The organism is Sphingomonas hominis (assembly GCF_013328205.1).
Classification (GTDB): Bacteria; Pseudomonadota; Alphaproteobacteria; order Sphingomonadales; family Sphingomonadaceae; genus Sphingomonas; species Sphingomonas hominis.
Map to the genome: position 1 here is coordinate 1 of NZ_JABULH010000009.1, position 23,264 is coordinate 23,264.

A 23,264-nucleotide genomic window follows, 5' to 3' on the forward strand; every position below is an offset into this window, starting at 1 on the left:
ATACCCGTCACACCGCTCGACAAACGGGGTCCCTTTTGGACGCCGATAGGGGGTCCTTTTTGGACGCCGATTGACAGACGCGTGGATCCCGACGACGCTCCCCGGCGTCGAGGGGGCGCGTGATTGGGCGCGCGACACGCTAGGCATGGGCCAGGGAACAAGCCACGTTTACGAGCTGCCGCGGGGAGAGCGGGCAACGCTGCCGATCTCCGGACGGTTGAGCTCGAACATGGGGGGGCGCATCGACCCGGTAACCGGGCAGCCGGGGCATCATCACCGCGGCGTCGATATCGCGGCAGCGCTGGGCACTGAAATCCGTGCGCCAGCGTCCGGCCGAGTGGTGAAGAATGACTTTCAAGGAGGCGGTGCTGGGAACTACCTAGTTCTGCAGCATGGCGACGGGTCGCAAAGCAAATACTTCCACATGCAGGACCGGTCGGCATTTCCGGTAGGTAGTAACGTTGAGGCGGGCTCAGTTCTTGGTCGGGTGGGAAGCACGGGCAAGTCGACCGGCCCGCACCTTCATTACGAGCTTTGGAAGGATGGCAGGCCGGTCGACCCCAAGCGGTTCCAGCTTAGGAATGCCCAGGAATAAGGAATAGGCCGATAAACATGACGATCAGCACGGCAGCAACGATCCAACGTGCGTGCGGCGACACTTCGTTTTCCACATCAGCGGTGCTGGATGGGTAAACCTCGTCCAGTAGCTCTCTGCCACGAGGGGTAGAGGGGTCGAAAAGATTGTCTGGATTCACCGAGAAGGACGAGGCGGGGAATGCTGGCCCTTGAGCGCGGCCGGCATCCCAGTCCATCTGACCAGTATCATGGTTCAACATGGCCGCTTCTCCTGCACCAATCGGCTTAACCAGGCGCGATTTACGCTTGCAAAGCGTAGCAGACCGTATTGAACTAAGCGAGCGGTTTTCCGTATTTGTTCTTTCCGACGTTGCAGGACGCGCGATGACGGCGAAGGAGGCAGTAGAGGATCCTCGCATCGCTGCTCGGTACGAGGAGCTGTTGGCAGCGCATCTCGGTTTCTACGAGGCGCTGCGACTGCGCGAGCGGCGACCCAGGAGCGCTGCGCAGCGCCAATTTCAGGACGTGGCTTGGGGACGGGCCGAGCCGGCAAGCGAACACGAGAAGGCCTATGTCTGGCACCTTCGACGGCACCGGATCGCACCGTTTAATTCAGGAGCGCCATCGCAGCACATCGATGACGCGATGACCGAATTTGAGCCTGGATCTCGACCTGTCAGTAGCGAGGTTGGAGTGAAGTGGGACAATGCGTGGCGTGAAATACGCGGCGGTCGAGAGTTCTGGTAAACGATCTGGCAAGCGCAAACGCGCAAGATCGATAACATAGATTATGTTAAATTCGCGTGTTGTGCGGTGTGAGAGGGAGGATCCGGCGAGGAAATCCGCTGGTCGTCGGCTGAACCTCAGCCGCGTTGACGGACGCACAGACCAGTTCCTGCACGAGATTTAAGAGACGCGACAGCGCAGCACTTATGAGCGCCTCCTCGTCGCGGCACACCCGTCGGCTGCGTAAGGCGGGAACCACGTTGAAACGGAACGGTTTCCTTTTGTTGCGCTTCTCCTCTATCCCGCAGGTGCGACAATGCGGCCTGATCAAGAGAATGTCAGAGAACATGAACCGGCACAATCCGGCACTCGCCGGGCGAGTGTTCCGGGAACTCTTCTCGAAAGCTATGGCCTCTGCTCGCGCGGAGAATGCCGGCAGGGAGCGAAGCAGGCGATTTGATTGAGACCTGAGCGCGGAACGAAGCTCGGGGCTACAAGCGGGGCCACAGAGCAGATCGAATGGAAGAGGATCGTCGTGGATAAAGAGGCAGCGGAGCGAACGGCGGCCGTTCTTGCTCGGAGAGCGCTGAGCTTGTTGGACGGCGTTGACGCCGGCGGCAGCCTCTTTGCTTGTCGTCTCTCCGAGGCGCTGGATGTCGCCGTACCGAATGCGACCGACATGGCACCGCGGTCCTCAATGATGGAGCTGGTCTCTCCCGGCCCGCACGCGGCTACGCCGCTCGCCACCTTTGGCTTGGCTGATGGCCAAGTCGTTGCGATCAATCCCGCTACCGTGTCGCACCTGTGCAGCGACGATTTCGCGACGACAATTCGCTTCCTTGATGGCTCGCAGGTGCAGCTCAAGGTTCCGTACGAAAAGGTCGTGATGGGGCTCGGTCTGCCCTCCAAAAGTCAGCCGCCAGCAAATGGCTTCATGCCAGTCAATGGCGCTCGCCATGTTCTTCGAAACCTGCTCACCATCGTCTCAGCGACGACCAATCAGGTGTTGGACGGCGACGAGCCTCTTCTTGAGAAGGGCCGAGAGCTGTCAGCCCGGGTGGCGATGCTCAGCAGGATCAGCGACTTGATCGTGCAACCCGAGGCCCACGTCACCGATCTTCAGACACTGGTCGAGCTGGCGCTTGCCGAAGGGGGTCGTAGTCGCGTTCGCATCGTCGGCTCACCTGTTCCGGTAGGACCGAGCACGGCGGCGGCCCTTGCGCTCGCTGTTCACGAGCTGGAGGTGCATTCGCTGCGCTACGGCGCCTTAAGTGAAAAAGACGGATACGTGTCATTACGTTGGGAGGTCAACGTCACGGACCAGCCGCACATCTGGCTTCAATGGGCAGAACGTGACGGTCCGCAAGTAAGGACGCCGCTTTGCACATGGAGTGAACGCTTGCTCGAGGTCGCCACCCCAAAGCGGCTAGGCGGTGTTGGAGGCGTCGATGACCTCCCAACCGGGCTGATCTGGTCGCTTCATGCACCCGTCGCTGCGCTTCAGGCCTGAACTGCTTTAGTGACGGTCGCCCGGTTCGCTGAGGTTCTGTTCGACAAGCGCCTCGACCGCAGCACTGCTGATCCGCTCGGCCGTACGCAACGCTGCTTTTGGCGTCATCACGACGTCGACGGCATCCGGGCCTTTAACTGCGACCAGGCCGTGGTTCGCCTCCGCTTCCGAAGGGGCGTCGTGTACCTCTTTCATAGTTCTGCTCCTCTCAAGTGGGAACGCAAGAGCTCTTGCCAAGGTTTCCACGATCACGTTGGCGACGATTGCTCAGGTGGGCGCGCGGTTCCTAACTCATTCCGACGCCGGTGCCTTCCCCAGGCGATCATCCGCGATCGACAAAGGGTATAGTCCATACTCCCGCCTCGTGTTCCGACGGAACTTCAATCGCCTTCAAGGTTAATGAACAAGCCGCTCTTCGTTCGAGCCGGCCGCAGGATGAGGATGAGGCTCCATGGAAAAAGACAATCTGCAGAAGCTCGTAGTTCAGGGACTGGCTGCGATGAAGGCCGGCAGTGATGTGGCTGCAAAGGCAACCGACGAGGTCAATAATGATGCCCGCCACCCGGCCCTGAAAGCGGCGCTCGAGGAAGGAAACCGGGCATCCCGGCAGTGGGCCGATAAGATCGAGCGTGCTGTCCAGCAGACGGGGTCGGGTGAGCAGCAGGACAACCCCGTGCTCGAAGCCCATTACGAAGTAAGTCGCAGGATCCGCCAACAGGCTGCGGACGACACCTCACGGGACCTCGGCATTATTGCAAGCGGACAGTTGGCGCTGCACTACTGGGTCGCATCCTTCGGCACGATGGCGAGCTATTGCGGACACCTTGGGATGGAGGACGTGGCGCGTGACATGAAGGCGTGCGCGGACGAGGCAAAAGAGGCGGACGCCAAGCACACCGAACTCGCCGAACAGCTGCTAAGCGGGAACTGAGCGACAAGCGTTTCGAACGGCCTCAGAACTCGTCCGGGATCGAACGGTTTCAGCAAGGCGAAGGAGCAGTGGGTGATTGTGCCCCTGCCCTTTCGCCTGGAACGCAATGATCATGGATACGGCTGGTAAGCGCCTCGAAGCCAGGACTGCGCGCTAGGTTGTACCACACGAACTGCACAGGCCGAGGGCGCGCCGCCAGTCGGCCGGCTCGTGTGGCATGTCGGTATCAGGACGGCCGAGTCCCGGTCGGAACAAGAAGTGAGCGGCGCCGCTGAGTTCGCCACAATCGCTGATTTGCACAATGGGAAGCGGGCCCAGACTTGGCACACTCGCCCGAAGACGAGAGGATCAACAATGACGGTAAAACAACGAACGCTGGGCGGTGAGTTGCGCGTGTCGGGGCTGGGACTGGGATGCATGGGTATGTCCGAGTTCTACGGACAGGCCGACGACGCCGAGGCGGTAGCAACGATTCACCGGGCAATCGAACTCGGCGTGACCTTTCTCGACACGGCCGATATGTATGGCGTCGGCCGTAACGAGGAGCTGGTCGGGCGCGCGATCCGCGATCGTCGTGACAAGGTCGTGCTTGCGACCAAGTTCGGCAATGTCCGGGACGAGGACGGGAGCTTCAGGGGCGTGTGCGGGCGACCCGATTATGTCCGAGCGGCCTGCGAAGCGAGCCTGCGCCGGCTAGGAATAGAGGTGATCGATCTCTTTTATCAGCACCGTGTGGACCCCGACACGCCGATAGAGGACACGGTGGGTGCGATGGCCGATCTGGTCCGCGAGGGCAAGGTGCGCCACCTCGGCCTTTCGGAAGCGGCGCCCGCAACAATCAGGCGCGCGCACGCCGTTCATCCGATCGCGGCGCTCCAGACCGAATATTCGCTTTGGAGCCGTGACCCGGAGGGCGAGATCCTGGAAACCATTCGGGAGCTGGGGATCGGCTTCGTGCCGTACAGCCCGCTTGGCCGAGGCTTCCTGACGGGCGCAATCCGGCGGGTGGAGGACCTCGCACCCGATGATTATCGCCGGCACAGTCCGCGATTCCAGGGCGACAATCTCCAGCGTAACCTGGAGCTTGTCGCCGCGGTCGAGGCGCTTGCGCGGGAAAAGGGCTGTACGCCGTCCCAGCTCGCGCTCGCCTGGGTGCTGGCACAAGGCGAGGACATTGTTCCGATCCCGGGCACCAAGCGCCGCCGCTATCTGGAGGAGAATGTCGCCGCGCTCGACGTCATGCTGAGCCGGGAAGAACTGGAACGTCTTGATTACGCGGCGCCAAGGGGGGCTGCCGCGGGCGAGCGTTACGCGGCACCTCAGATGCAGGCGCTAAACAGGTGAGCGCGCCCGAGGAGCACGGGCTCGCCGGCCAAGTCGCGATCGTCACGGGCGGCGGTCGCGGGCTGGGCCGCGCCATGACGCTGGGGCTAGCGCAGGCCGGCGTGCGGGTGATCGCCACCGCTGCACGCGAGCTTGCCGAAGTCGAGGCGGTCGCAAAGGAGGCAGAGCGTGAATGCGGCGACGATCGGGTGCGGCCGCTGCTCGCCGACGTGACCCGGGCGGCGGATTGTGCCGCGGCGGTGCGCGAAGCGGTCGCGCGGTTCGGCCGGCTCGACATCCTCGTCAACAACGCCGGGCGCGGCATGAAGTATGTAAGCGATACCTTCCTGACCGAACCGACCCGATTCTGGGAGGTCGCCCCCGACACCTGGCGCCTGGTGATCGACACCAACGTCAACGGACCGTTCCTGATGGCGCGCGCGGCTGTCCCGGCGATGCTGGAGAGAGGCAGCGGGAGGATCGTCAACGTCTCGATGAACCGCGAGACGATGCGGCGCAGAGGCTTCTCGCCCTATGGCCCGTCCAAAGCGGCGCTGGATTCAGAAACCGCGATCTGGGCGCAGGACCTTGCTGATAGCGGCATCACGGTGAACGCGCTGCTGCCAGGGGGCGCAACGCTGACCGGCATGATCCCCGAAGGGCTGCCGGACAGTGCCCGCGCCGGGCTGCTGTCGCCCGAGATCGTGGTCCCGCCGCTGCTCTGGCTCTGCTCCGACGCTGCCGCGACGGTGACGGGCAAACGGCTGGATGCCTGGCGGTGGACGGGGGCGCAGTCGGCGGGCGAGCCGGGGCATGACGCGATCGAGGATGCCGCCTGGCAGGACAGCCACGGGGCAGAACTCGCCTGACCAGCCGAGACCGCGTCCTTTCACGATCGCAGCGTCGTCCAGACGCGTAGTGCCCAGCGTGGCAGCGCCGAACGATCCGCAATCGTCCGATCGCCCCACCTTCCCCAAGCGACGCCCAGACGCGAACCAGCGCGTTCAGCTGCTGCTCCCGGACAGTGATGGCGTTGAGCTCGACCGCGAAGAGGTTTCTGTGGGCATCAAGCTCGTCGAGGTACGAGGCATAACTCCGCGGTAACGATCGCGAGCGAGATTCGACGGTCGCTGCAGGATCGACCGTCGAACCGAAACGTGGACGATCTGTTCCCGTAGCACCTGCTCGCTTGTAACCAGGGCGCAACGATCAGAGGTGAATGCTAACGAAAATACATGATCCAGGGAAAATCGCCTGTTTGGCAGCGATTAACGGGCAAACTCGCGAGACGACTCCATCGCGCCATCATTAACTCGTGGCGCCACGGGGGCTCATCGCGGGTCTGAAACGGAAGGGACACAAACGGGATCTGGTGGATCCTAAGAAAGTCATCCGACGGCGCAGCGAGCGGCCGCACGCTCCGCGCGCCACCTTCGCAGCAGTTCGATCTGCTTTGAGTGTTCATCATCAACGCGCGACGGCTCATACCGAGGGGACGAATCGACCGACAGGATCCGGGATGCTGTCCCCTTGGCTGGCACGACGTTCGCTTGATCCAGGAGTGCGCGCAGCATCTGCCGCCCTCTCACCACGCGGCTCTTGATCGTACCGACAGGAACCTGTTCGATCGTGGCTGTCTCTTCGTAGCTCAAACCCTCGATCCCGACAAATTGGATGCACCGCTGCTGCTCGGGTGTCAGGCGCGGCCACAGGCGGCGAACATCGCCCAATGTCACGACCGATTCTTGATTTGACGCCACCGGAACATCAATGAGTTCGGCGGTCTCGCCTGCCTGTCCCGCACCTTTACGACGAACCTGCGACAAAAAGGAGTTGCGAAGGATACGGAAGGTCCAAGCTTTCAAATTCGTGCCGGCCTCGAAGGACGCACGGCTGCGCCAGGCTTTCAGCACGGTATCCTGAACGAGATCCTGTGCAGCATCGGGATTTCTTGTTAGCGATCGCGCATAGCTCGCCAGCCTGGGCATCAAGTCGCTCAGTGCAGCACCGAAGTCAGACAACTCCTCAGCCGGTACATGCGCTTCGTGATCCGGTTGTTCCGACACGCAAAAGCCCTCGCTCGATCGAACCAGGGTGCGGTTTATACACCGCCTGGTTTACTTGTTCGGAAACGCCCCCTCTCGTGGGTTGTTCCACTTCTCAGCGAGGAGCCGGATACCCGAACAAGCGCGCGAAAGGGTAAGGGTGGAGAGTCGGGTGTGGGAAGGTCGGGCAGCAGGAAGTCAGCGCCTCTGCCTGCTCGAAAACCAAGCCCAGCCTGCAGGCAGCACCGCAGACGCCATCAACATCGCGCCGACAACATCATGGTCGCGCTGAAGGATCGCGCCCGCGACAAGCAGTCCGGTGGACAGAATGTTGGGATCGGCGCGCCGGGGCGATGCCGGAGTTGGGAAAACCGCGCCTCCCTGCAATTCGATCGGCAGCGCACCCGACCGCGCAACCCGCTCGGCGAAGGCCACCAGCTCGGGCGAGGCGGCGGCCAGACGGCCCAGGCTCGTCGCCAGCCGGCGTCCGCCACGCTTTAGGCCGGCTGGGCCGATCCGCTCCCGCAGCAGTTCGCGCGCGATCGGTGCCGCGCGCGCGGCAATGTCAAAGCCGGGATCAAGCCGTCGCACGAATCCTTCGGCGATCAACAGGGTGCGCAGCAGCAGGGCGAGGTCGGGTGGCAGCGCCAGGCGGTAGGTGCGCAGCAGCGCGAACACGCGGCCGAAGATGTCGGCGAGCTCGATCTGCTGGAGTACCGCCCCGCGGAACTGGTCGATCAGCGCGTCGAGGTCGCGGGTCAGTGCCGGGCGATCGACGTCGGTCTCGCCCGACCATTGCAACAGTACGTCCGTCACCGATCGTGTGTCCTCACCCGCGATGGCAAGGACGAGCGTGACAACCTCGTTCCGCCGGGCGGGACTGAGCACGCCGACCGCCCCGAAGTCGATGAACGCCAACGACCCGTCGGCCAGAACAAACACGTTGCCGGGATGGGGGTCCGCGTGGAACCGGCCGTTGAAGATGATCATCCGCAGCACCGCATCGGCATATCTGCCGGCGACGTCGGCAGCGCCCTGACCCGCCCCGTCCTCACCCGCTCGGTCGAGGATCGCGCGGACCGGCACGCCGTCGAGCCGTTCCTGCACGTTGATCCGGCGACCAACCTGATCCCAGTAGAAGCCGGGCGTGCGAACGCCGAGCGGCTGCAGGAACACGCCGATGCTCTCGCAGGCTGCCGCTTCGGCGCTGAGGTCCATTTCCTGCGACAGGCTCTCAGCGAAGAACCGGAGCAGTTCGTCAGGCTTGAGGCGACGGATCTCCGGTGAGTGTCTCGCGGCGAGCCGCGCAATGCGGCGAAGCAGCCTCAGGTCGGCATCGACGCGTTCCGCGATCCCCGGTCGGCGTACCTTTACCACGACCTCGGTTCCGTCGCGCAGGATGGCGCCATGAACCTGCGCGATCGAGGCCGCGGCGATCGGTTCGCGGTCGAAGCTCGCGAACACGTCCGCGATCGGGGAGCCAAGCGCGGTCAGGATCGTCGGCTCCAGCGCCTCGAACGGCAGCGGGGTCACCCGGTCCTGCAGCGTCGACAACGCGCGCACCCATTCCGGCCCGAGCAGGTCTTCACGGGTCGCGAGCACCTGCCCCAGCTTGACCGCGACGGGTCCAAGGTCTCGCAGCAGCGCGACGACCCGCTCGGGGGTACCGACGTCCACCGGCTGCTCCGAACGACCGGGCAGCAGGCCCAGGCGCGAGGCGAGCCCGTTGAAGCCATGGCGCCCCATGATCTGGAGGAGCTCGGCCAGGCGCGCGCGCTCACCGATCTGAGGTTCGTCGTCGGTGGTGGGCATCAGGCGCTGCAACCATCCGCCTCGCGCGGACGGCAGCCATCGAGGAACAGGTCGATACCGCGAGAGATACGATCACGTGCGGCATCGTCGTACGCGGGAGGAGACAGCCCGAGCGCTGCGCGGCGCATGGGTGCGACCACTACGAGGGTGACGAACTGCTCGGCGGCAAACACCGGGTCTGCCAGCGATAGCTCACCCTTTGCATCGGCATGGGCGAGGATCGAGGCCACCCACTGCACGGCCCGCTGGTAGCCGAAGTCGTGGATGTTTGCCGCAAGCGCTGGAAAGCGCACGGCCTGCGCGATGACGACGCGTTCCATGGAGGTGATCCGCGGCGTCAGCAGCCACTCAAGCAGACGATCGGCGATTACGCGAAGCCGCGATCGGATGTCGGGTTCGTCGCTGCCGGAAGGTTCGAGCGCGCGCAGCTGCGTATCGATCTCGTCGAGGATCACCGCCTCGAACACGCGGGCCTTGCTGCCGAAGCGCGCGTACAGGGTTCGCTTGGAGATACGCGCCTGTTCGGCGATCATGTCGGCACTGGCGCCGTCAAACCCGTGTGCGAAGAACATCTCGCGGGCGCTCTTGAGGATATGCGAGGTCAGGCGAAGCGCATCCTCGGTCGTGGGTCTGCCCATCTTCCTGGGCCGACCTTTCTTTTCGTTGTCGCTCAATCTCGTTCTCCTGGATCGACGGTAGCCTGATCCGGACAGGTTGACGAGAAATCACGCCGAGAGGGTCGCTTGCTCGCCTGCCAGCTCGATCTCAGCCCAAGGCTGTGCTTTTGTATCGCCGTCGCTCAATCCTGTGACGTTGGCTTGTAGACGGGAAGAGACGCAGCACCCACGCCCAGTCCCTCCTGATCGATGCGAACGGCCGTATCCCTGACAGCACCGACCTTGTTCCTTGCTGAACGAATGGTCTCACGCAGTTGAGCCTGTTTGGCAGTCGTGCCGCGGATCGCGGGTCGAACCGCCTCAACGCGCGCCACAAATCGCTCGGCTCCGTCTCGAGCGTTCACCAACGTGCGGTTCGCTCTCGCGAGAACGGTCGCGCTGCGTTCGTCCACTGCCGCTCTCAGCTGTTGGGCGCTGTCGCGGGATCGCTGCAAGGCGTCGCCCACGGCAATCACGCGGCCGCGCGCACCGGTGAGAGCATCGGACGCTGCTCCGGCTTTGTCTGCCCAACCGGCGGAACTTTCCGCAAGCGCCGCCAGTCGATCGCTGGCCCGCTGCTGCTGAGCGGCGTCGAGGTTGCGAGAAACAGAATCCACGGTGCGGCTGATCTTTTCGACCAGTGCGACGGGGTCCCCTCCGCCGCCAAGGAGCCCGCCTTCCTTGGCGGGAATGACGGGAAGCTCGGTGTCGCTCGCCGCAACGATCGGGGGCGCACCAGATGTAGCGCCGTCGAGGCTGATGTTCGCGGTGCCGGCCAGTGCCGATCTTGCGATCGACGCTTTTACGCCTGCGACGATGGGGATCCGCGGGTCAAGGCTGACGGTGACGAGAACCGCTGACGGGTCATCCTTATCGAACCGTATCGATGTGACATGACCGGCCGGTACGCCCGAGAAGGTCACCGGCGACCCCTTCTCCAGGCCGGCAACGCTCCCGGTGAAGCGGATCATATAGGGATTGCCGTCTCCATCGCGTGCATCAAACAGCCACAGGGTGAAGATCAGGAGCGTGCCAAGCAGAAAGCCGGTCACTACGAGCACCAGGAATTTGTTCGACCGCGTTTCCATGCGAGACCATAACCATTAAGAAGCAGGACCATATATGTAAACCGTACCGTTTCCCAGGTGGCTGGAGCAAAGGCGGCCTTTTAAGCTGGCAAGGCCTGATCAGGACGAGGATGGAATCGTGGCTGGAGACTGGAGCCTGCAACCAGGCGACATACCGTGGGGCAACAGGCTTGGCCTGGAGCTGGTTTCGATCGGCGATGGCCTCAGCTCGCTACGTGTCGGTTGGCGTGAGGAGCTGGCGGACGACGACGAGACTTTAGCAACGGGCGTGTTGACGAGCCTTATCGATCAGGCCTGCGGCGTTGCTGTAATGTCCCGACTGGGAAGGCGATTGGCAATCTCGACTCTCAACCTGAAGGTGGACCATGTGCGGTCCCCCGAGGCGAGATGCTCCGCGACAGCGTGGGCGCATTGTTACGACGCCACCGAGCACCGTGCGTTCGTACGGACCGAAGTCTGGGATACCGATCCTTCTCACCTGATCGCGACTGCCCAAGGCGTCTTTTCGATCAATCGGGCTGTCGGGTCATGAGCGGCTTCGCGCAGCTGCTAGGCTCCACGATTTCGGAGAGCGGTGACGCCTTTGTTTTGACGCCAGTGGAATACATGATCGGCAACCCCCTCCTTCCCGCCTTGCATGGCGGAGCTGTGGCATCCTTTCTCGAAGTGGCAGCGAAGCGTGCCCTTGCACGCCAACTTCCGCATGGGCACGTCCCGAAGCTCATCAGCGTGAACCTCCAGTTCCTTGCCTCTGCTCGGCCCGATGCCCTTGTCACGACGCCTAAGGTCAGGCGTGTCGGGCGTCGGATCGCAGTCGTTCACGCCGAAGCATTCCGCCGCGGAGATCCCGCGGCTGTATGCTTCGCGCAGCTTGAGTTTGCTGTGCACGAGCCCATCAGAGTGGGTGGCAATGCCGACCGACACACACTATGATACGGCTTAGTTTACATACGATAGGGTTGCTGGGTGGCTGACGAGCAGGCTGAAGATCGAGGCGGCGACGCGCCGCATGACCACTCGGACGCAAATTCCCAGCAAAAAGCCGGGTCAGAGGACGGTTCCGAGGAGAAGAATGGCGAAAAGAAGCCCTCGCTTCTCGAGCGCTTTCCGATCATCCGCTACGTCCTCATCGCCGCGCTCGTTGCGGGCATCCTCGCGGCGGTCGTCTGGTACCTGAACTACCGCGCGAGCGGCCAATACCTGCAGTCGACCAACAACGCCTATGTGCGCGCGGACTTCGTGACCGTTTCACCGAAGGTGGGCGGCTATGTCGAGCGAGTGCTCGTCGCCGACAACCAGCCTGTCGGCCGCGGCCAGCTGCTTGCCGTCCTCGATCCTCGTGACTACCGCGCCAATGTCGAACAGGCGCAAGCTCAGATCGCCGCCGCCGGCGCCAACATTACGACTGCGCGCCGGACGCTTGACGAACAACAGGCCACTGTCGCTCAGGCCGCCGCCCAGGTTGCGAGCGCCGAGGCTGCCGCCGCAGCGGCAGAGAACGAGGTAAGACGCTACGAACCCCTTACTCGGACAGGAGCGGAATCGCGTGAGCGTCTGGCAAACCTTGTCCTTCAGCGTGATCGAACCGCCGCAGAGCTGCGCGCGCAGCGAGCCGCCTACCTCGCCGCCCGTCGTAGTGTCGCGACGCAAGCGGCTCGCATCGGCCAGGCGGAGGCGCAGCGTGGCACCGCGCAGGCGCAGCTTGCGCGCGCCTCGACGGACCTCGGTGCGGTCGAGATCCGCAGCAGCATCGACGGCATTGTCGCCGACAAGGCGGTCCGGGCCGGGCAATATGTCCAGCCGGCGACCCGGCTGATGTCGGTGGTGCCAGTCGATCAACTCTACATCGAAGCCAATTTCAAGGAGACCCAGGTCGCACTGATGCGCGTCGGGCAACCCGTGACCATCAAGGTGGATGCACTGGACGGCGCCGAACTGCGCGGCCGGGTTGCGAGCTTCTCGCCAGGCACGGGCGCGCAGTTCTCGCTCATCCCGCCCGAGAATGCGACCGGGAACTTTACCAAGATCGTTCAGCGAGTGCCCGTGCGGATCAGCATTGAAGCCGGGCCGGAGGCGCGCCGGGTGCTGCGTCCCGGCCTGTCGGTCGAGGTCACGGTCGACACGATCAGCGCAAAGGGAAGTCGTGACCGGATCGAGCAGGAAACCGAGCGGCTGAAGCGCGACGAGACGCAGGGCTCGCGCTGATGGCGTCCGAACGCGCCGGCCTGCGCGACTGGCTCGCCGTTGCGGCGGGCACGATCGGGTCGTTCATGGCGCTGCTCGACATCTCGATCGTCAATGCGGCCTTGCCCACCATTCAGGGCGAGATCGGCGCGAGCGGCACCGAGGGCACCTGGGTCGCGACCTCCTATCTCGTGGCAGAGATCGTCATGATACCGCTCAGCCCCTTTCTCGTGCGCCTGTTCGGCCTGCGCAACTTCCTTCTGGGGGCAGCGGTCAGCTTCACTGGCTTTTCCATCGTGTGCGGGATCTCGACGACGCTGCCGATGATGATCGCTGGCCGCGTGGGCCAAGGCTTCACCGGCGGTGCACTGATCCCGACCGCCATGACCATCATCGCGACACGGCTGCCGCCGTCGCAGCAGCCGATCGGCACCGCCGCGTTCGGCGGCACCGCAATCCTTGGTCCGGTGCTCGGGCCGATCATCGGCGGTTGGCTCACCGACAATTACAGCTGGCATTACGCCTTCTTTCTAAATGTGCCGGTCTGTGCAGGGCTTGTCCTCCTCCTGCTGTTCGGGCTCAAGCACGAGCATCTGCGGCTCGACCAGCTACGCCATGCCGACTGGTTCGGGATCGCGGGACTCGCGATCGGCCTGGGTGCGCTCACCGTCATGCTCGAGGAGGGGCAGCGCGAGATGTGGTTCGAGTCCGCCATGATCGTGAAACTCGCGATCGCCACGGTCTTCGGCTTCGCGCTCATCACGATCGGACAGGTCCGCTCCGCGCATCCCGTGCTCAAGTTGTCGCTGATCTTCAGCCGCTCCTTCGGTAGCGTATTCGTCCTCAGCCTCATCATCGGCGTCGTGCTCTACGGCGTGACCTTTCTCATCCCCCAGTTCCTCTCGTCGATGGCGGATTATAGCGCGCTGCAATCGGGCAAGGTGGTCTTCGTCTCCGGTATCCCCGCCCTGATGCTGATGCCGTTCCTGCCGCTAGCGTTCAAATATCTTGACGTTCGCCTGGCGGTTTTCGTCGGCATGACGCTGATCGGCGTCAGCTGCGCCATGGACTGGCACCTCACCGCGCAGTCGGCTGGGGGCGACCTGACGGGTTCACAGCTCGTCCGGGGCTTCGGGCAGATCTTCGCCATGATGTTCCTCAACCAGGCAGCGATCAGCGCTGTAGCACCCGAGGATGCTGGTGATGCGTCCGCGCTGTTCAATGCGGGGCGCAATCTCGGCGGATCGATCGGCCTTGCCATGATGGCGACCCTCCAGGACCGGCAGACCTTTCTCCACTTCAATCGGCTGGGCGAAACGGTGTCGGCCAATGCAGCGACCACGCAGGAATGGTTCGCGAAGGCTATGGCCATGCCGTCCGGCGAAGCCGGCGCCTATCGGCAGCTTGCGGGTCAACTCCTGGAGCAGTCCACCGTTATGGCCTATAATGACCTGTTCTTCGCGCTCGGCGTTGCGATCGCGGTCACGACGCCGCTGGCACTGTTCCTCCGCCCGATCTCCTCCGACACGCAGATGGCGATGCACTGATGAAGCGACTCAGCTGGGCCATTCTGCCCGCCCTCCTGACCGGATGCGTCGTCGGGCCCAACTATGGAGGGCCGCCGGGCGTCGCGAGTGGGGAGCGCTCCGGATCGACATTTCGCCGCGCAGATCAGGCAGTCACGTCACCGCAGCTCCCTATCGCACGCTGGTGGGAAGGCATGGGCGACCCGCAGCTCACGACCCTGGTCAACCGCGCGCTTGCCTCCAATCCGGACGTGGCGATCGCCGAGGCGCGCATCCGCAAGGCGCGCGCCAGCTTGCGCGAACAGCGCGCGAACCAGCTTCCCACCGTGTCGGCGTCAGGCACTGCGATCGTCGCCGATCTTCCCGCAGGCTCGCTCGCGCTGCCGACGCAAGGCGAGCAATCCGATCGTATCAGGGCCGAGTTCTATAATGCCGGCCTGGACGCATCGTGGGAGATCGATCTGTTCGGCGCGCGACGCCGCGCTGCCGAAGGTGCCGAGGCCCAGGCTCAGGCGGCCGAAGCCAATAAAGCTGATGCGCAGGTTCGTCTGTCGGCGGAGGTTGCCCAGAATTATGTGACTCTGCGCGAACTTCAGCAGCGCCTGATCCTGGCTCGCCGCTCCGCGCAGCTTCAACAGCGATCACTCGCCCTGCTTCAACAGCGCGAACAACGCGGTGCATCGTCGCGCGACGAGGTGGTTCGGCTGAAGACCGAGCTGACCCGCACGGAGGCCGGGCTGTTGCCGCTCGAGGGACAGATCGCGACCACGCTCGACCAGCTTGCCCTGCTCACCGGCGACGAGCCCGGAACACACGATGCCTTGCTGTCCACTCCTGCCCCGATCCCGATGATCCCAGGAACTGTCGCGATCGGCGACCCGGCCGCGATGCTGCGACGCCGGCCTGACATTCGCGCAGCCGAGCGGCAGCTGGCGGCATCGAACGCGCAGATCGGGGTCAACGTCGCCCGGCAGTTCCCATCGGTCAGCATTATGGGGATCATCGGGCTCGGTGGTCCCAATATCGCCGATGTGGTTGATCCTGACAGCGTCGCGGGCCTGCTCCTGCCGCGGATCAGCTGGAGCTTTCTCGACTTCGGCCGTAATCGTGCCCGGGTCGAGCAGGCGCGGGCTGACCGAGACGAGGCGGAAGCACAATACCGCAAGGCGGTTCTCGGCGCGCTGTCTGATGCTGAAACCAGCCTGACCCGCTTCGGCAATCAGCGCCGTAACCTGTTTTCGTCTGTCGCGAGCCGTAACGGTGCCAGACAGTCAGCGACCTATGCCGGGCAGCGATATGCACAGGGAGCGATACCGCTGACCACGTCCATCGATGCCGAACGCGCGGCGCTGGCTGCCGACCAGTCAGTGCTGGAAGCGACCGGCGAACTTGATCGTGCCTTTATCGCCCTCCAAAAGGCGATGGGACTTGGATGGAGCCAGCAGTGACAGTCTTGCAGCGATGCGAGGGGAGGGCACCGACCGCGTGACGGCTCCGCTTCTGCCGCCTCCTGCCCAGTATCTGCGTGATGACGCGATCAGGGGAGGAATGGATCTGATGTTCTTTGCCCACAGATCCCATCTGGCGCATGCCGACGCCGAGCTGGCAACGCGTACCCTCGGACGGGCGCATCACCGCGCCCTGTACTTCCTCGGCAGGTACCCGGAAATCTCAGTCAGCGAACTACTGGACGTTCTCTGCGTCACAAAGCAATCGCTCGGCAGGGTAATGCGGGATTTGATAGACCGCGGGCTAGTCTGCGGACGTGTCGGGGAGCGCGATCGACGGCAGAAGCTGCTGTCGCTCACCGACGAGGGACGTGCGCTCGAGCACGCGCTGTTCGAGGAGCTCAGGCGTAACATGGCGAACGCGTATCAGGCGGCAGGAGAGACAGCCGTCACGGGCTACTGGATCGTAATGCAGCATCTCATGCGCGGTGAAGCACGGGACCAGTTCCGCAGGCTGCACTCCCGTCAATAATCGCCATAAACAGGTACCGGACCAGGTCTAAAGGGGGCTTCATCGACCTGGCCCGGTGGGTATCACCTATCCTGCAAGCCCGGAGGGAGTAAGCGACTTGCCGGTGGTGAGCTCGTTTTCCAGCACCGGGACCGCGGTGCCGGCGACCTGCTGCAGCGCCGGGTCGGTCCCGTCCTGCGCGTAACCCTTGTGCACGGCCCAGGCGGCCTGCTGAACCTGCGCGGACTGCGTCAGATACAGATTGTCAAAGGCGCTCTTGGGCGCCTTCTGGAGCAGCTTGAGGAGGGCAGCGCGGTCGGCGGACAGGCTCGAGGACGGCGCCTTGATCGTGCGCTGATCATTCTTCAGCGCCGCCAGCAGCGCCTTGTGGCTGCTCTGCGTTTCCGCCAGCACGCGCTTTGCATAGGCCTTGACGTCGTCTCTCTGCGCACGCGTCGCGGCAAGCTGCGCGGCCTTGATCTGGTAAAGGTTCGCATCGGCCGCAGCGAGCACGTAATTGGGTCCGCTCTGGCTCGCGATCGGCGAGACGCCGACGTCAGCGCTGGTCATTGTTCCCGAAGTGGCGGGCGAAACGGCCTGCGCCAGCACTGGTACCGGCGCCAGGGTGAGCAGCGCAGCGACAATCGCAATCTTCATCGAGGTTCTCCGTTGGTGTTGTCAGGCATTGACCGAAATCAACGGGTCGAACGATAAGGAAACGGAACGGTTCCCTTTCTTGCGACGCACCTCGGCGCTCTGCTGGAGAGGTGGCCGCTCGGACGTCTGGAGGTACGCGGCGATGATGAACATGGCGGCTCTTGAAGCCGTTCCAATGCCGGTTAAGTCGAAATCTGAAGCGGCAGACCGAATTGCGAGGTTTTCCTTGCGCAAAAGCGACGTCTCCCGCGCCTCGATCGTGTTCGCTCTGCTCTGCGTTGCCATCCTCACTGGCTGCGACCGAACTCCTCGCGAGGCGCCTCCGCGAGCGAAGGACACGATCAGCGTACCGCCGCAGACCTCCACCATCGACGTGCCGATCGTCGCGGACCTGGGCAAGCTGGCGGCAACTCTCGAAAAGGCGGTTCCGCGTCGCCTTTGGTCAATCGACAAGCCGGAGCAGACCTGCGTCCCGCCGAAGAAGGTCAAGATCCTCTTTGCGAGAATTAAGACGCCCGCGATCCGGTGCCGCATCACGGGCACCGTAGTCCGAGGGCCGTTGGTGCTGGAGGGCTCGGGCAAAACGATCACCGTCACCATGCCGCTTCACGCCGCGATCAGCGCCCGGGACGTGGGAGGCGTGCTCAGCCGGGAAACAGCCGAGGCGGACGCCCGCGTTCGGGCAGTAGCCAGGCTCGACATCGCCGGCGACTGGTCGCCGCGCGCAACGGTATCGATCGCCTACGACTGGACCGACGAGCCGCACGTCGACTTCCTGGGCCAGCGTATCGAGTTCACCAGCAAGGCCGACGCCAAGCTCGCCGGCGTCGTCGCGCGCCTGGAGCACACTCTGCCGCAGGAGCTCGGCAGATTGCAGCTGCGCGAGCAGATCGCGCAGGTGTGGGGCGCGGCGTTCACCTCCGTCCAGCTGAACCGGGCGAACCCGCCGGTGTGGATGCGGATCACTCCCCGACAGTTGAGCTACGGAGGCTACACTATTTCGCGCAATCGGGTGAACCTGGCGCTGGGGCTGACGGCGGGGACGGAGACCTTTGTCGGCGATCGGCCGCCTGATCCGCAGCGCCAGCCGCTCCCCGCCATGACGCGCATGCAGCCTGGACCCGGCCGCATCCTGTTCGCCATACCCGTCATCGCCGACTATCGTCAGCTGGAGCCGGTGCTCGCAAAGGCATTGGTGAAGCGTTCCCGCCGCCCCTTCGAGGTGCCCGGTGTCGGTGCGGTGCGCGCGCAGTTTTACCAGGTGACCATCTACGGCACGACGGGCGGCAAGATCGCGGTCGGGCTCCGCTTCAGTGCGGCAGCCGAAGGCGGGGAGCCTTCGCGGGGCACGATCTGGCTTACCGCCACGCCGCGCAACGCCGTCAATGATCGCCGTGTCGCGTTTGACGATCTCACCGTCGCAGGTGTGACCGACTCGGTCCGAACAAGCCTGCTTCTGAAGCTCGTCAACGCCCCCGGCATCTCCAGCACCGTGTCCGCCGCGCTGACGCAGAACTTCGAAAAGGATTTCGACGAGCTGCTCGCCAAGATCACCCGTGCGATCGACGAGAAGCGGATCGGCGACCTGATCGTGCGCGCCCACATCACGGACGTGCGCACGGGCCAGCTGAAGGCGGCGGGGCAAGGCGTGTACCTTCCCGTATGGGGGCGCGGCACGGCCACGATCCGCCTTGCTCCACGATAGAGGACGCCCGACCTCACGACGGCAACCGGCACGGACCGGCGCATTGCCCTTGCATCGGCCTGGCGGCATGTCTCCATCCCATGAGAACTCGTATAAAGATTTGCTGCATCGCCTCGCCGGATGAAGCGCGGATCGCGATCGCCGCGGGGGCGGATGCGCTGGGGCTGGTAGCACGCATGCCCTCTGGTCCCGGTCCGATCTCCGACAGGGCGATCGCAGAGGTGACGGCGCTCGTGCCACCGCCGGTGGCCACCTTCCTGCTGACATCCGAGACGACCGCCGACGCCATCTCCGCCCATGTCCGCGCGACCGCTCCGTCGGCGGTCCAGATCGTGTCGCACATCGATCCCGCGGAGTCGGGCAAGCTGGCAGCGCTGGAGCCGCACGTCCGCCGGATACAGGTCATCCACGTCGAAGGGCCGGAAGCGCTACAGCTGATCCCGGCCTATGAGCCTTGCGTTCATGCCTTCCTGCTCGACTCCGGCAGGCCCAACGCCCCGGTCGCTGAGCTGGGCGGAACCGGCCGCGCGCATGACTGGGCGGTCAGCGCCGCTTTCGTCCGTGCGACCGAGAAGCCGGTGTTTCTTGCCGGGGGCCTGACCGCCGCTAACGTGGCGGAAGCGATCGGGCAGGTTCGCCCCTATGGTGTCGACCTGTGCTCCGGCGTCCGGACGGGTGGTCAGCTCGACCCGCAGAAGCTGTTCGCCTTCGTCACCGCGGTCCAGCAGATCGACCGGGAAATGGCGCGGGCGATGTGACGGCACTGGCACCGGCGTGAACGCCTTCCTCCGCCGGAGTCCTGTGCAGTTAAGGTTAGCCCCCCGTCACAGACTTGCCGCCTCCAGTTCGCGAAGCAGGCGATGCGGATCGAACGGCTTGGGCATGAACGCGGTTCGGACCGGCAGATCCTCGCTGTCCAGGGGCACGTTGCCCGACACCACGAACAGGACGGTTGGCGGATAGCGCCCGCGCACGTGATGAGCGAGTGCAAGGCCGTCCATCGACCCAGGCATGTTGACGTCCGTCAGAACAGCGCCGATCTCCCTGTGACGATCGAGCAATTCGATGGCGCTCTCGGCATTCGTGGCCTCGAACACTTTCCAACCTGCATGTTCGAAGAAGTCGACCAGATCGAACCTGAGGATGGCTTCGTCTTCCACGATCAGGATCGTCTTGTTCGCAATCGGCTTACGCTGGCCCACTAATTGTTTCCATCATTGATCGAGACGTCTTCAAGGCGTGCATGGAGGGTGAACGTGAACCCTTCCGCATCGAATGCAGCTTCCGTCTTGCCGCTGGTGTACGCGCTCAACGATCGCTCGATGAGAACTGAGCATCGCCATCGCGCGCCGTGTAGGTCGCGCACGCATCAGAGGAAGCGCGAGCGCGGCCAGCGCCATCCAGCCTGCCAGCACGCCCAATCCGCCCGGCGACGCGCCCCACCGCTCGATAAGGCCCGCCAATGACGCCGCGCCGTAACCCAGCAGCAGGATTAGCACGGCCGCGACAGAGAGCGAGGCCATGCGGCTCGGAGGGTAAGGTGCGGCAATCGCCATCGAAATACGATAGCGTGAACCGGTTGCCTTGAAATCAAAGTTCGGCAGTAATTTCCGCAGGCTCGGGTGTCACAACCGGACGGTTGTGACGCCGTCCCGCTGCCCCAGCCTTTCCAAGGTTTGCAGGTGTCAGAACCCCGTGTCAGATCACCGATCAGGATTATGGCGGCAGTTGGCTACCTACTGTTGTCGGCTGACGCACTTGAAGGCGGTGCTGATCTAGCGCGATGGATCGCCGTCACCCGCTTGACGTGAGCGATGCTGCACCCAGCGAGCTCAGCCGTCTTCGCAATGCTCATACCAGCCTCGCGCAAGCCTACGATGCGGCGGTGATGGGCTAGGTCAGGTTTGCGACCGGTGTACCGCCCTGCCTTCTTCGCGATCTCAATGCCCTCGCGCTGCCGCTCGCGCCGGGTTTCGTAGTCGTCGCGCGCTGTTTGGAGTGCCACGCGCAGCAGCATGTCCTGCACCGCCTCCAGCACGATGCGCGCCACGCCCGCGCTGTCCGCCACCAGATCGGACAGATCGACGATCCCGGGCACTGACAGCCGCGCCCCCCTGCCCCTTATCGCCTCCACGAGCAGTTCGGCTTCCGGCAGCGGCAGGCGGCTGATTCGGTCGATTTTCTCAGCGACCACCACTTCGCCCGGCTGCAGGTCCGCCACCATGCGCAACAGCTCCGGCCGGTCAGGTCGCGCGCCAGACGCCTTCTCCCGGTAGACCGCCGCGACGTAGAAGCCGGCAGCCCGCGCGCCAGCAACGATGCTCTCCTGCCGCGTCAGATCCTGCTCGTCCGTGCTCACCCGCAGGTACACCCGCGCCGCCCGTACCTCGCTGCCTTTCACGTGGTCGTTACTCCTGCCCGGCTTAGTTAGGTACGCCCTTGTGAGCCAGTTATGCAGCGGTCGGCTCAGAAGGGCAACTACCGGTCCTACGTAGCCTAGCTAAGCGGACCGGGTCTAAGTAGCTGCTCCATCACCGATGAACGCGATTTCGGTGATCGGCCGTGCATCGGCCCCTTCCTGCACGCTGGCGTCCGACTTTGCTCTTCGGTATAAGGCCGTTAGACAGGTCAGGGTAGCGGGTTTGGTGCAGATGGAAGCACAGAGGGTCAAGATCGTGGACGGTGGTAAGCTCGTAATCCCGGCGGCAATGCGCCGTGAGCTCGGGATCACCACGGGTGATACCGTTCTCGTCGATGTGGACGATGGCGAGTTGCGGGTACGTTCCGTACCTAAAGCACTTGAGCGTGCTCGCGCGATCCTGCGCAAGTATGTGCCCGAAGGCGTCGGCTTGGCTGACGAGCTGATCGCGGAGCGTCGGCGTGAGGCGGAGCGTGAGTAGCAAAGTCGTACTCGACGCCTCCGCCCTGCTCTGCCTTCTGAACGATGAACCCGGGGCGGATCGGGTAGTCGATGTCCTGACCCGCAGCATCACCGGAACAGCCAGCCTCGCAGAGGTCGTTTCCAAGCTACGGGACCGAGGATTGCCGCTCGACGAGGTGCGTGAGGCGCTCGGCGGGCTGCATCTCGATGTCCGGTCGCTCACTCCTGCCCAGGCACTTATAGTAGGCGATCTCCGGCCAGCGACGAAGGCTCTCGGTCTGTCCCTCGGCGATCGGGCATGCCTTGCCTTGGCGATCGACCTGCAAGCCGAGATGCTCACAACGGACGCGCCACTTGCGAGCGCCGATGTAGGCATCACGATCACCAACGTTCGGCCACACGCAGAGTAGTCGCACATTCGTGCTTTTGGGTACGGTTAGCCGGAACAGAGAGACCGCAGCACCAGACGTCCACTGTTTTAGTTGAACGTCCATCATTTCAGGACGCTCCCACGGAGCGAAAGTCGTCCACCAATTCAGGGAAACCTACAGGCAAAAACGGAAAGAAGTTTCCGAAAACCGGCAACCCGTTTCCGAGGCTCGCACCGACTTTGCAAGACCCGACCGACCCCAAACCGCTGGCACCGTCGCACTCGCTCGTCGTCACGGGACCAACAGATCTTGTCGTTCGCCCGGCGCCGATGCTGCCCGGGATCGTCGATCATGAGACCGAGCGCGCCGACGCCTATGCCCGCGCTGCGCGTGCCGGCAACACCCAGCGCGCCTACATGGCCGATTGGGCGATCTTTACCGCCTGGTGCGAGGCGCGCGGCGAGTGCGCGCTCCCGGCGAACACTGAATGTGTGAGGCGCTTCGTCGCCTACGAAGCCGACCGGGGCATAAAGCCGTCTACCGTCGAACGCCGCCTTGCGGCGATTGGGCACTTTCACCGAGCGGAAAGTTTTGTCGCCCCGCCGGCTCGCCCTGATGCGGGCCGCTTGCGCGAGACGATGGCCGGCATCCGCGCGGAGAAGGGAAAGAAGGTCTCCCGAAAACGCGCAGCCGGCGCCCAGATCCTGAGCGCCATGCTTGATGCCTATCCTGGCGATGGGCTGCGTCCAGTCCGCGATCGCGCAGTGTTAGCGCTAGGTATGGCCGCCGCGATGCGTCGCTCCGAACTGGTCGCGCTCTCTACCGATGATATCACGATTGTGCCTGAGGGAATGAAGGTCTTCATCGCGCGATCGAAGACTGATCAAAAGCGGGAGGGCGTCGAGGTGCCCGTTCTCGAGCGGAACGGGCTTCGGCCGAAGAGTCACTTGCTCACCTGGATGGCGGCGGCTGGCCACGACAAGGGATGGCTTTTCCGCCGTCTAACGCGTCAGGACACGCTTACCGATGAGCCGACGAGCGATCGAGCCGTGGCGCGTCTTGTTCAAACGGCCGCCCGGAAGGCTGGCCTCGACGAGCGACAGTTTGGTGGACACTCTCTTCGAGCGGGGTTCCTCACGGAGAGCGCATCACGAGGCGCTACCGTCTTCAAGATGCAGGAGGTTAGTCGGCACAAAACGGTCCAGATCTTGTCCGAATATGTACGGGATGCCGAGTTATTCAAAGGTCATGCGGGGAGCGGCTTCCTTTAACTAAATACCCACCCACTTGATTGCGTTCGCAGAAAGATTGGCT

Annotated in this window: 27 protein-coding genes; 17 read left to right on the forward strand and 10 right to left on the reverse strand. The window is 63.9% G+C overall.

The genetic code is table 11. The features are described 5' to 3' along the window. The first annotated feature begins 229 nt into the window (after nucleotides 1-229). A complete protein-coding gene (locus tag HRV97_RS15240; RefSeq protein ID WP_246248793.1) occupies nucleotides 230-595 on the forward strand; it encodes a M23 family metallopeptidase in 366 nt (121 codons plus the stop codon). Here the strand turns inward: HRV97_RS15240 and HRV97_RS15245 are convergent. Further along, nucleotides 576-836, reverse strand: coding sequence for a hypothetical protein (locus HRV97_RS15245; RefSeq protein WP_126015183.1), 261 nt, complete (start codon nucleotides 834-836; stop codon nucleotides 576-578). The genes HRV97_RS15240 and HRV97_RS15245 overlap by 20 nt on opposite strands. Between HRV97_RS15245 and HRV97_RS15250 the strand changes: the two genes are divergently transcribed. Continuing rightward, nucleotides 835-1,323, forward strand: a complete 489-nt coding sequence (locus HRV97_RS15250; protein ID WP_241215551.1) for a hypothetical protein — start codon at nucleotides 835-837, stop codon at nucleotides 1,321-1,323. The two genes, HRV97_RS15245 and HRV97_RS15250, sit on opposite strands and share 2 nt — an antisense overlap. Before the next feature lie 514 nt (nucleotides 1,324-1,837). Continuing rightward, the gene (locus HRV97_RS17810) at nucleotides 1,838-2,812 is read left to right on the forward strand and encodes an HWE histidine kinase domain-containing protein (protein ID WP_125945982.1); all 975 of its coding nucleotides are present in this window, start codon (nucleotides 1,838-1,840) and stop codon (nucleotides 2,810-2,812) included. Nucleotides 2,813-2,818: 6 nt separating this feature from the next. Here the strand turns inward: HRV97_RS17810 and HRV97_RS15260 are convergent, their stop codons facing one another. Continuing rightward, nucleotides 2,819-3,007 (reverse strand): hypothetical protein, encoded by a 189-nt coding sequence (locus HRV97_RS15260; protein WP_114688876.1) that lies wholly within the window; start codon nucleotides 3,005-3,007, stop codon nucleotides 2,819-2,821. A gap of 256 nt (nucleotides 3,008-3,263) precedes the next feature. Here HRV97_RS15260 and HRV97_RS15265 point away from each other — a divergent pair, with 256 nt between their 5' ends. The 3 genes from HRV97_RS15265 to HRV97_RS15275 all read left to right on the forward strand — a co-directional run bounded on the left by HRV97_RS15265 (nucleotide 3,264) and on the right by HRV97_RS15275 (nucleotide 5,935). After that, a complete protein-coding gene (locus tag HRV97_RS15265; RefSeq protein ID WP_114688875.1) occupies nucleotides 3,264-3,743 on the forward strand; it encodes a DUF892 family protein in 480 nt (159 codons plus the stop codon). 354 nt (nucleotides 3,744-4,097) lie between these two features. Continuing rightward, complete coding sequence (locus HRV97_RS15270) at nucleotides 4,098-5,087, forward strand: aldo/keto reductase (protein ID WP_114688874.1); 990 nt, start codon at nucleotides 4,098-4,100, stop codon at nucleotides 5,085-5,087. Continuing rightward, nucleotides 5,084-5,935: an SDR family NAD(P)-dependent oxidoreductase gene (locus HRV97_RS15275; RefSeq protein ID WP_225883564.1), complete on the forward strand. Its 852-nt coding sequence runs from the start codon at nucleotides 5,084-5,086 to the stop codon at nucleotides 5,933-5,935. Before HRV97_RS15270 ends, HRV97_RS15275 begins: the two co-directional genes overlap by 4 nt. 519 nt (nucleotides 5,936-6,454) lie before the next feature. Here the strand turns inward: HRV97_RS15275 and HRV97_RS15280 are convergent. From HRV97_RS15280 to HRV97_RS15295, 4 genes are all read right to left on the reverse strand, one after another. After that, nucleotides 6,455-7,132 (reverse strand): sigma-70 family RNA polymerase sigma factor, encoded by a 678-nt coding sequence (locus tag HRV97_RS15280; protein WP_225883563.1) that lies wholly within the window; start codon nucleotides 7,130-7,132, stop codon nucleotides 6,455-6,457. A 177-nt stretch (nucleotides 7,133-7,309) separates the two neighbouring features. Beyond that, nucleotides 7,310-8,923 carry an ABC1 kinase family protein gene (locus HRV97_RS15285; RefSeq protein ID WP_116462998.1) on the reverse strand — a complete coding sequence of 538 codons (1,614 nt, stop codon included), beginning with the start codon at nucleotides 8,921-8,923 and terminating at the stop codon, nucleotides 7,310-7,312. Further along, a complete protein-coding gene (locus tag HRV97_RS15290) occupies nucleotides 8,923-9,597 on the reverse strand; it encodes a TetR/AcrR family transcriptional regulator (RefSeq protein ID WP_225883562.1) in 675 nt (224 codons plus the stop codon). Before HRV97_RS15290 ends, HRV97_RS15285 begins: the two co-directional genes overlap by 1 nt. Before the next feature lie 125 nt (nucleotides 9,598-9,722). After that, nucleotides 9,723-10,631 (reverse strand): MlaD family protein, encoded by a 909-nt coding sequence (locus tag HRV97_RS15295; RefSeq protein ID WP_225883561.1) that lies wholly within the window; start codon nucleotides 10,629-10,631, stop codon nucleotides 9,723-9,725. A gap of 154 nt (nucleotides 10,632-10,785) precedes the next feature. Here HRV97_RS15295 and HRV97_RS17815 point away from each other — a divergent pair, with 154 nt between their 5' ends. The 6 genes from HRV97_RS17815 to HRV97_RS15325 all read left to right on the forward strand — a co-directional run bounded on the left by HRV97_RS17815 (nucleotide 10,786) and on the right by HRV97_RS15325 (nucleotide 16,357). Next, on the forward strand, nucleotides 10,786-11,199 hold the full coding sequence (locus tag HRV97_RS17815; protein ID WP_165800952.1) for a PaaI family thioesterase: 414 nt from the start codon (nucleotides 10,786-10,788) through the stop codon (nucleotides 11,197-11,199). A 74-nt stretch (nucleotides 11,200-11,273) separates the two neighbouring features. Continuing rightward, entirely contained in the window at nucleotides 11,274-11,600 is a 327-nt protein-coding gene (locus HRV97_RS17875; protein ID WP_202096533.1) for a PaaI family thioesterase, read from the forward strand. Nucleotides 11,601-11,633: 33 nt separating this feature from the next. Continuing rightward, a complete protein-coding gene (locus HRV97_RS15310) occupies nucleotides 11,634-12,872 on the forward strand; it encodes an HlyD family secretion protein (RefSeq protein ID WP_114688869.1) in 1,239 nt (412 codons plus the stop codon). Then, the gene (locus HRV97_RS15315; protein ID WP_114688868.1) at nucleotides 12,872-14,398 is read left to right on the forward strand and encodes a DHA2 family efflux MFS transporter permease subunit; all 1,527 of its coding nucleotides are present in this window, start codon (nucleotides 12,872-12,874) and stop codon (nucleotides 14,396-14,398) included. The genes HRV97_RS15310 and HRV97_RS15315 overlap by 1 nt, the downstream gene beginning before the upstream one ends. After that, the gene (locus HRV97_RS15320; protein WP_083949046.1) at nucleotides 14,398-15,825 is read left to right on the forward strand and encodes an efflux transporter outer membrane subunit; all 1,428 of its coding nucleotides are present in this window, start codon (nucleotides 14,398-14,400) and stop codon (nucleotides 15,823-15,825) included. Before HRV97_RS15315 ends, HRV97_RS15320 begins: the two co-directional genes overlap by 1 nt. Then, entirely contained in the window at nucleotides 15,806-16,357 is a 552-nt protein-coding gene (locus HRV97_RS15325) for a MarR family winged helix-turn-helix transcriptional regulator (protein WP_374297650.1), read from the forward strand. The genes HRV97_RS15320 and HRV97_RS15325 overlap by 20 nt, the downstream gene beginning before the upstream one ends. Before the next feature lie 66 nt (nucleotides 16,358-16,423). Here HRV97_RS15325 and HRV97_RS15330 read toward each other — a convergent pair whose 3' ends face one another. Beyond that, nucleotides 16,424-16,993 (reverse strand): DUF4142 domain-containing protein, encoded by a 570-nt coding sequence (locus HRV97_RS15330; RefSeq protein ID WP_066516399.1) that lies wholly within the window; start codon nucleotides 16,991-16,993, stop codon nucleotides 16,424-16,426. A 21-nt stretch (nucleotides 16,994-17,014) separates the two neighbouring features. Further along, complete coding sequence (locus tag HRV97_RS17710) at nucleotides 17,015-17,146, reverse strand: hypothetical protein (protein WP_255210224.1); 132 nt, start codon at nucleotides 17,144-17,146, stop codon at nucleotides 17,015-17,017. Here HRV97_RS17710 and HRV97_RS15335 point away from each other — a divergent pair. Both HRV97_RS15335 and HRV97_RS15340 read left to right on the forward strand, forming a co-directional pair. After that, the gene (locus HRV97_RS15335; protein WP_231923442.1) at nucleotides 17,136-18,698 is read left to right on the forward strand and encodes a DUF4403 family protein; all 1,563 of its coding nucleotides are present in this window, start codon (nucleotides 17,136-17,138) and stop codon (nucleotides 18,696-18,698) included. The genes HRV97_RS17710 and HRV97_RS15335 overlap by 11 nt on opposite strands. A gap of 80 nt (nucleotides 18,699-18,778) precedes the next feature. Further along, entirely contained in the window at nucleotides 18,779-19,456 is a 678-nt protein-coding gene (locus tag HRV97_RS15340; RefSeq protein ID WP_083949045.1) for a phosphoribosylanthranilate isomerase, read from the forward strand. Nucleotides 19,457-19,522: 66 nt separating this feature from the next. Here the strand turns inward: HRV97_RS15340 and HRV97_RS15345 are convergent, their stop codons facing one another. Continuing rightward, nucleotides 19,523-19,900 (reverse strand): response regulator, encoded by a 378-nt coding sequence (locus HRV97_RS15345; RefSeq protein WP_066516394.1) that lies wholly within the window; start codon nucleotides 19,898-19,900, stop codon nucleotides 19,523-19,525. A gap of 530 nt (nucleotides 19,901-20,430) precedes the next feature. Beyond that, nucleotides 20,431-21,099 carry a recombinase family protein gene (locus HRV97_RS15350; RefSeq protein WP_066516455.1) on the reverse strand — a complete coding sequence of 223 codons (669 nt, stop codon included), beginning with the start codon at nucleotides 21,097-21,099 and terminating at the stop codon, nucleotides 20,431-20,433. Between the two features lie 136 nt (nucleotides 21,100-21,235). Here HRV97_RS15350 and HRV97_RS15355 point away from each other — a divergent pair, with 136 nt between their 5' ends. From HRV97_RS15355 to HRV97_RS15365, 3 genes are all read left to right on the forward strand, one after another. Then, nucleotides 21,236-21,598 (forward strand): AbrB/MazE/SpoVT family DNA-binding domain-containing protein, encoded by a 363-nt coding sequence (locus HRV97_RS15355; RefSeq protein WP_223176898.1) that lies wholly within the window; start codon nucleotides 21,236-21,238, stop codon nucleotides 21,596-21,598. After that, complete coding sequence (locus HRV97_RS17880; RefSeq protein ID WP_174195108.1) at nucleotides 21,591-21,989, forward strand: type II toxin-antitoxin system VapC family toxin; 399 nt, start codon at nucleotides 21,591-21,593, stop codon at nucleotides 21,987-21,989. The genes HRV97_RS15355 and HRV97_RS17880 overlap by 8 nt, the downstream gene beginning before the upstream one ends. Nucleotides 21,990-22,189: 200 nt before the next feature. Next, nucleotides 22,190-23,221, forward strand: coding sequence for a site-specific integrase (locus HRV97_RS15365; protein ID WP_246248787.1), 1,032 nt, complete (start codon nucleotides 22,190-22,192; stop codon nucleotides 23,219-23,221). Nucleotides 23,222-23,264: the final 43 nt, after the last annotated feature.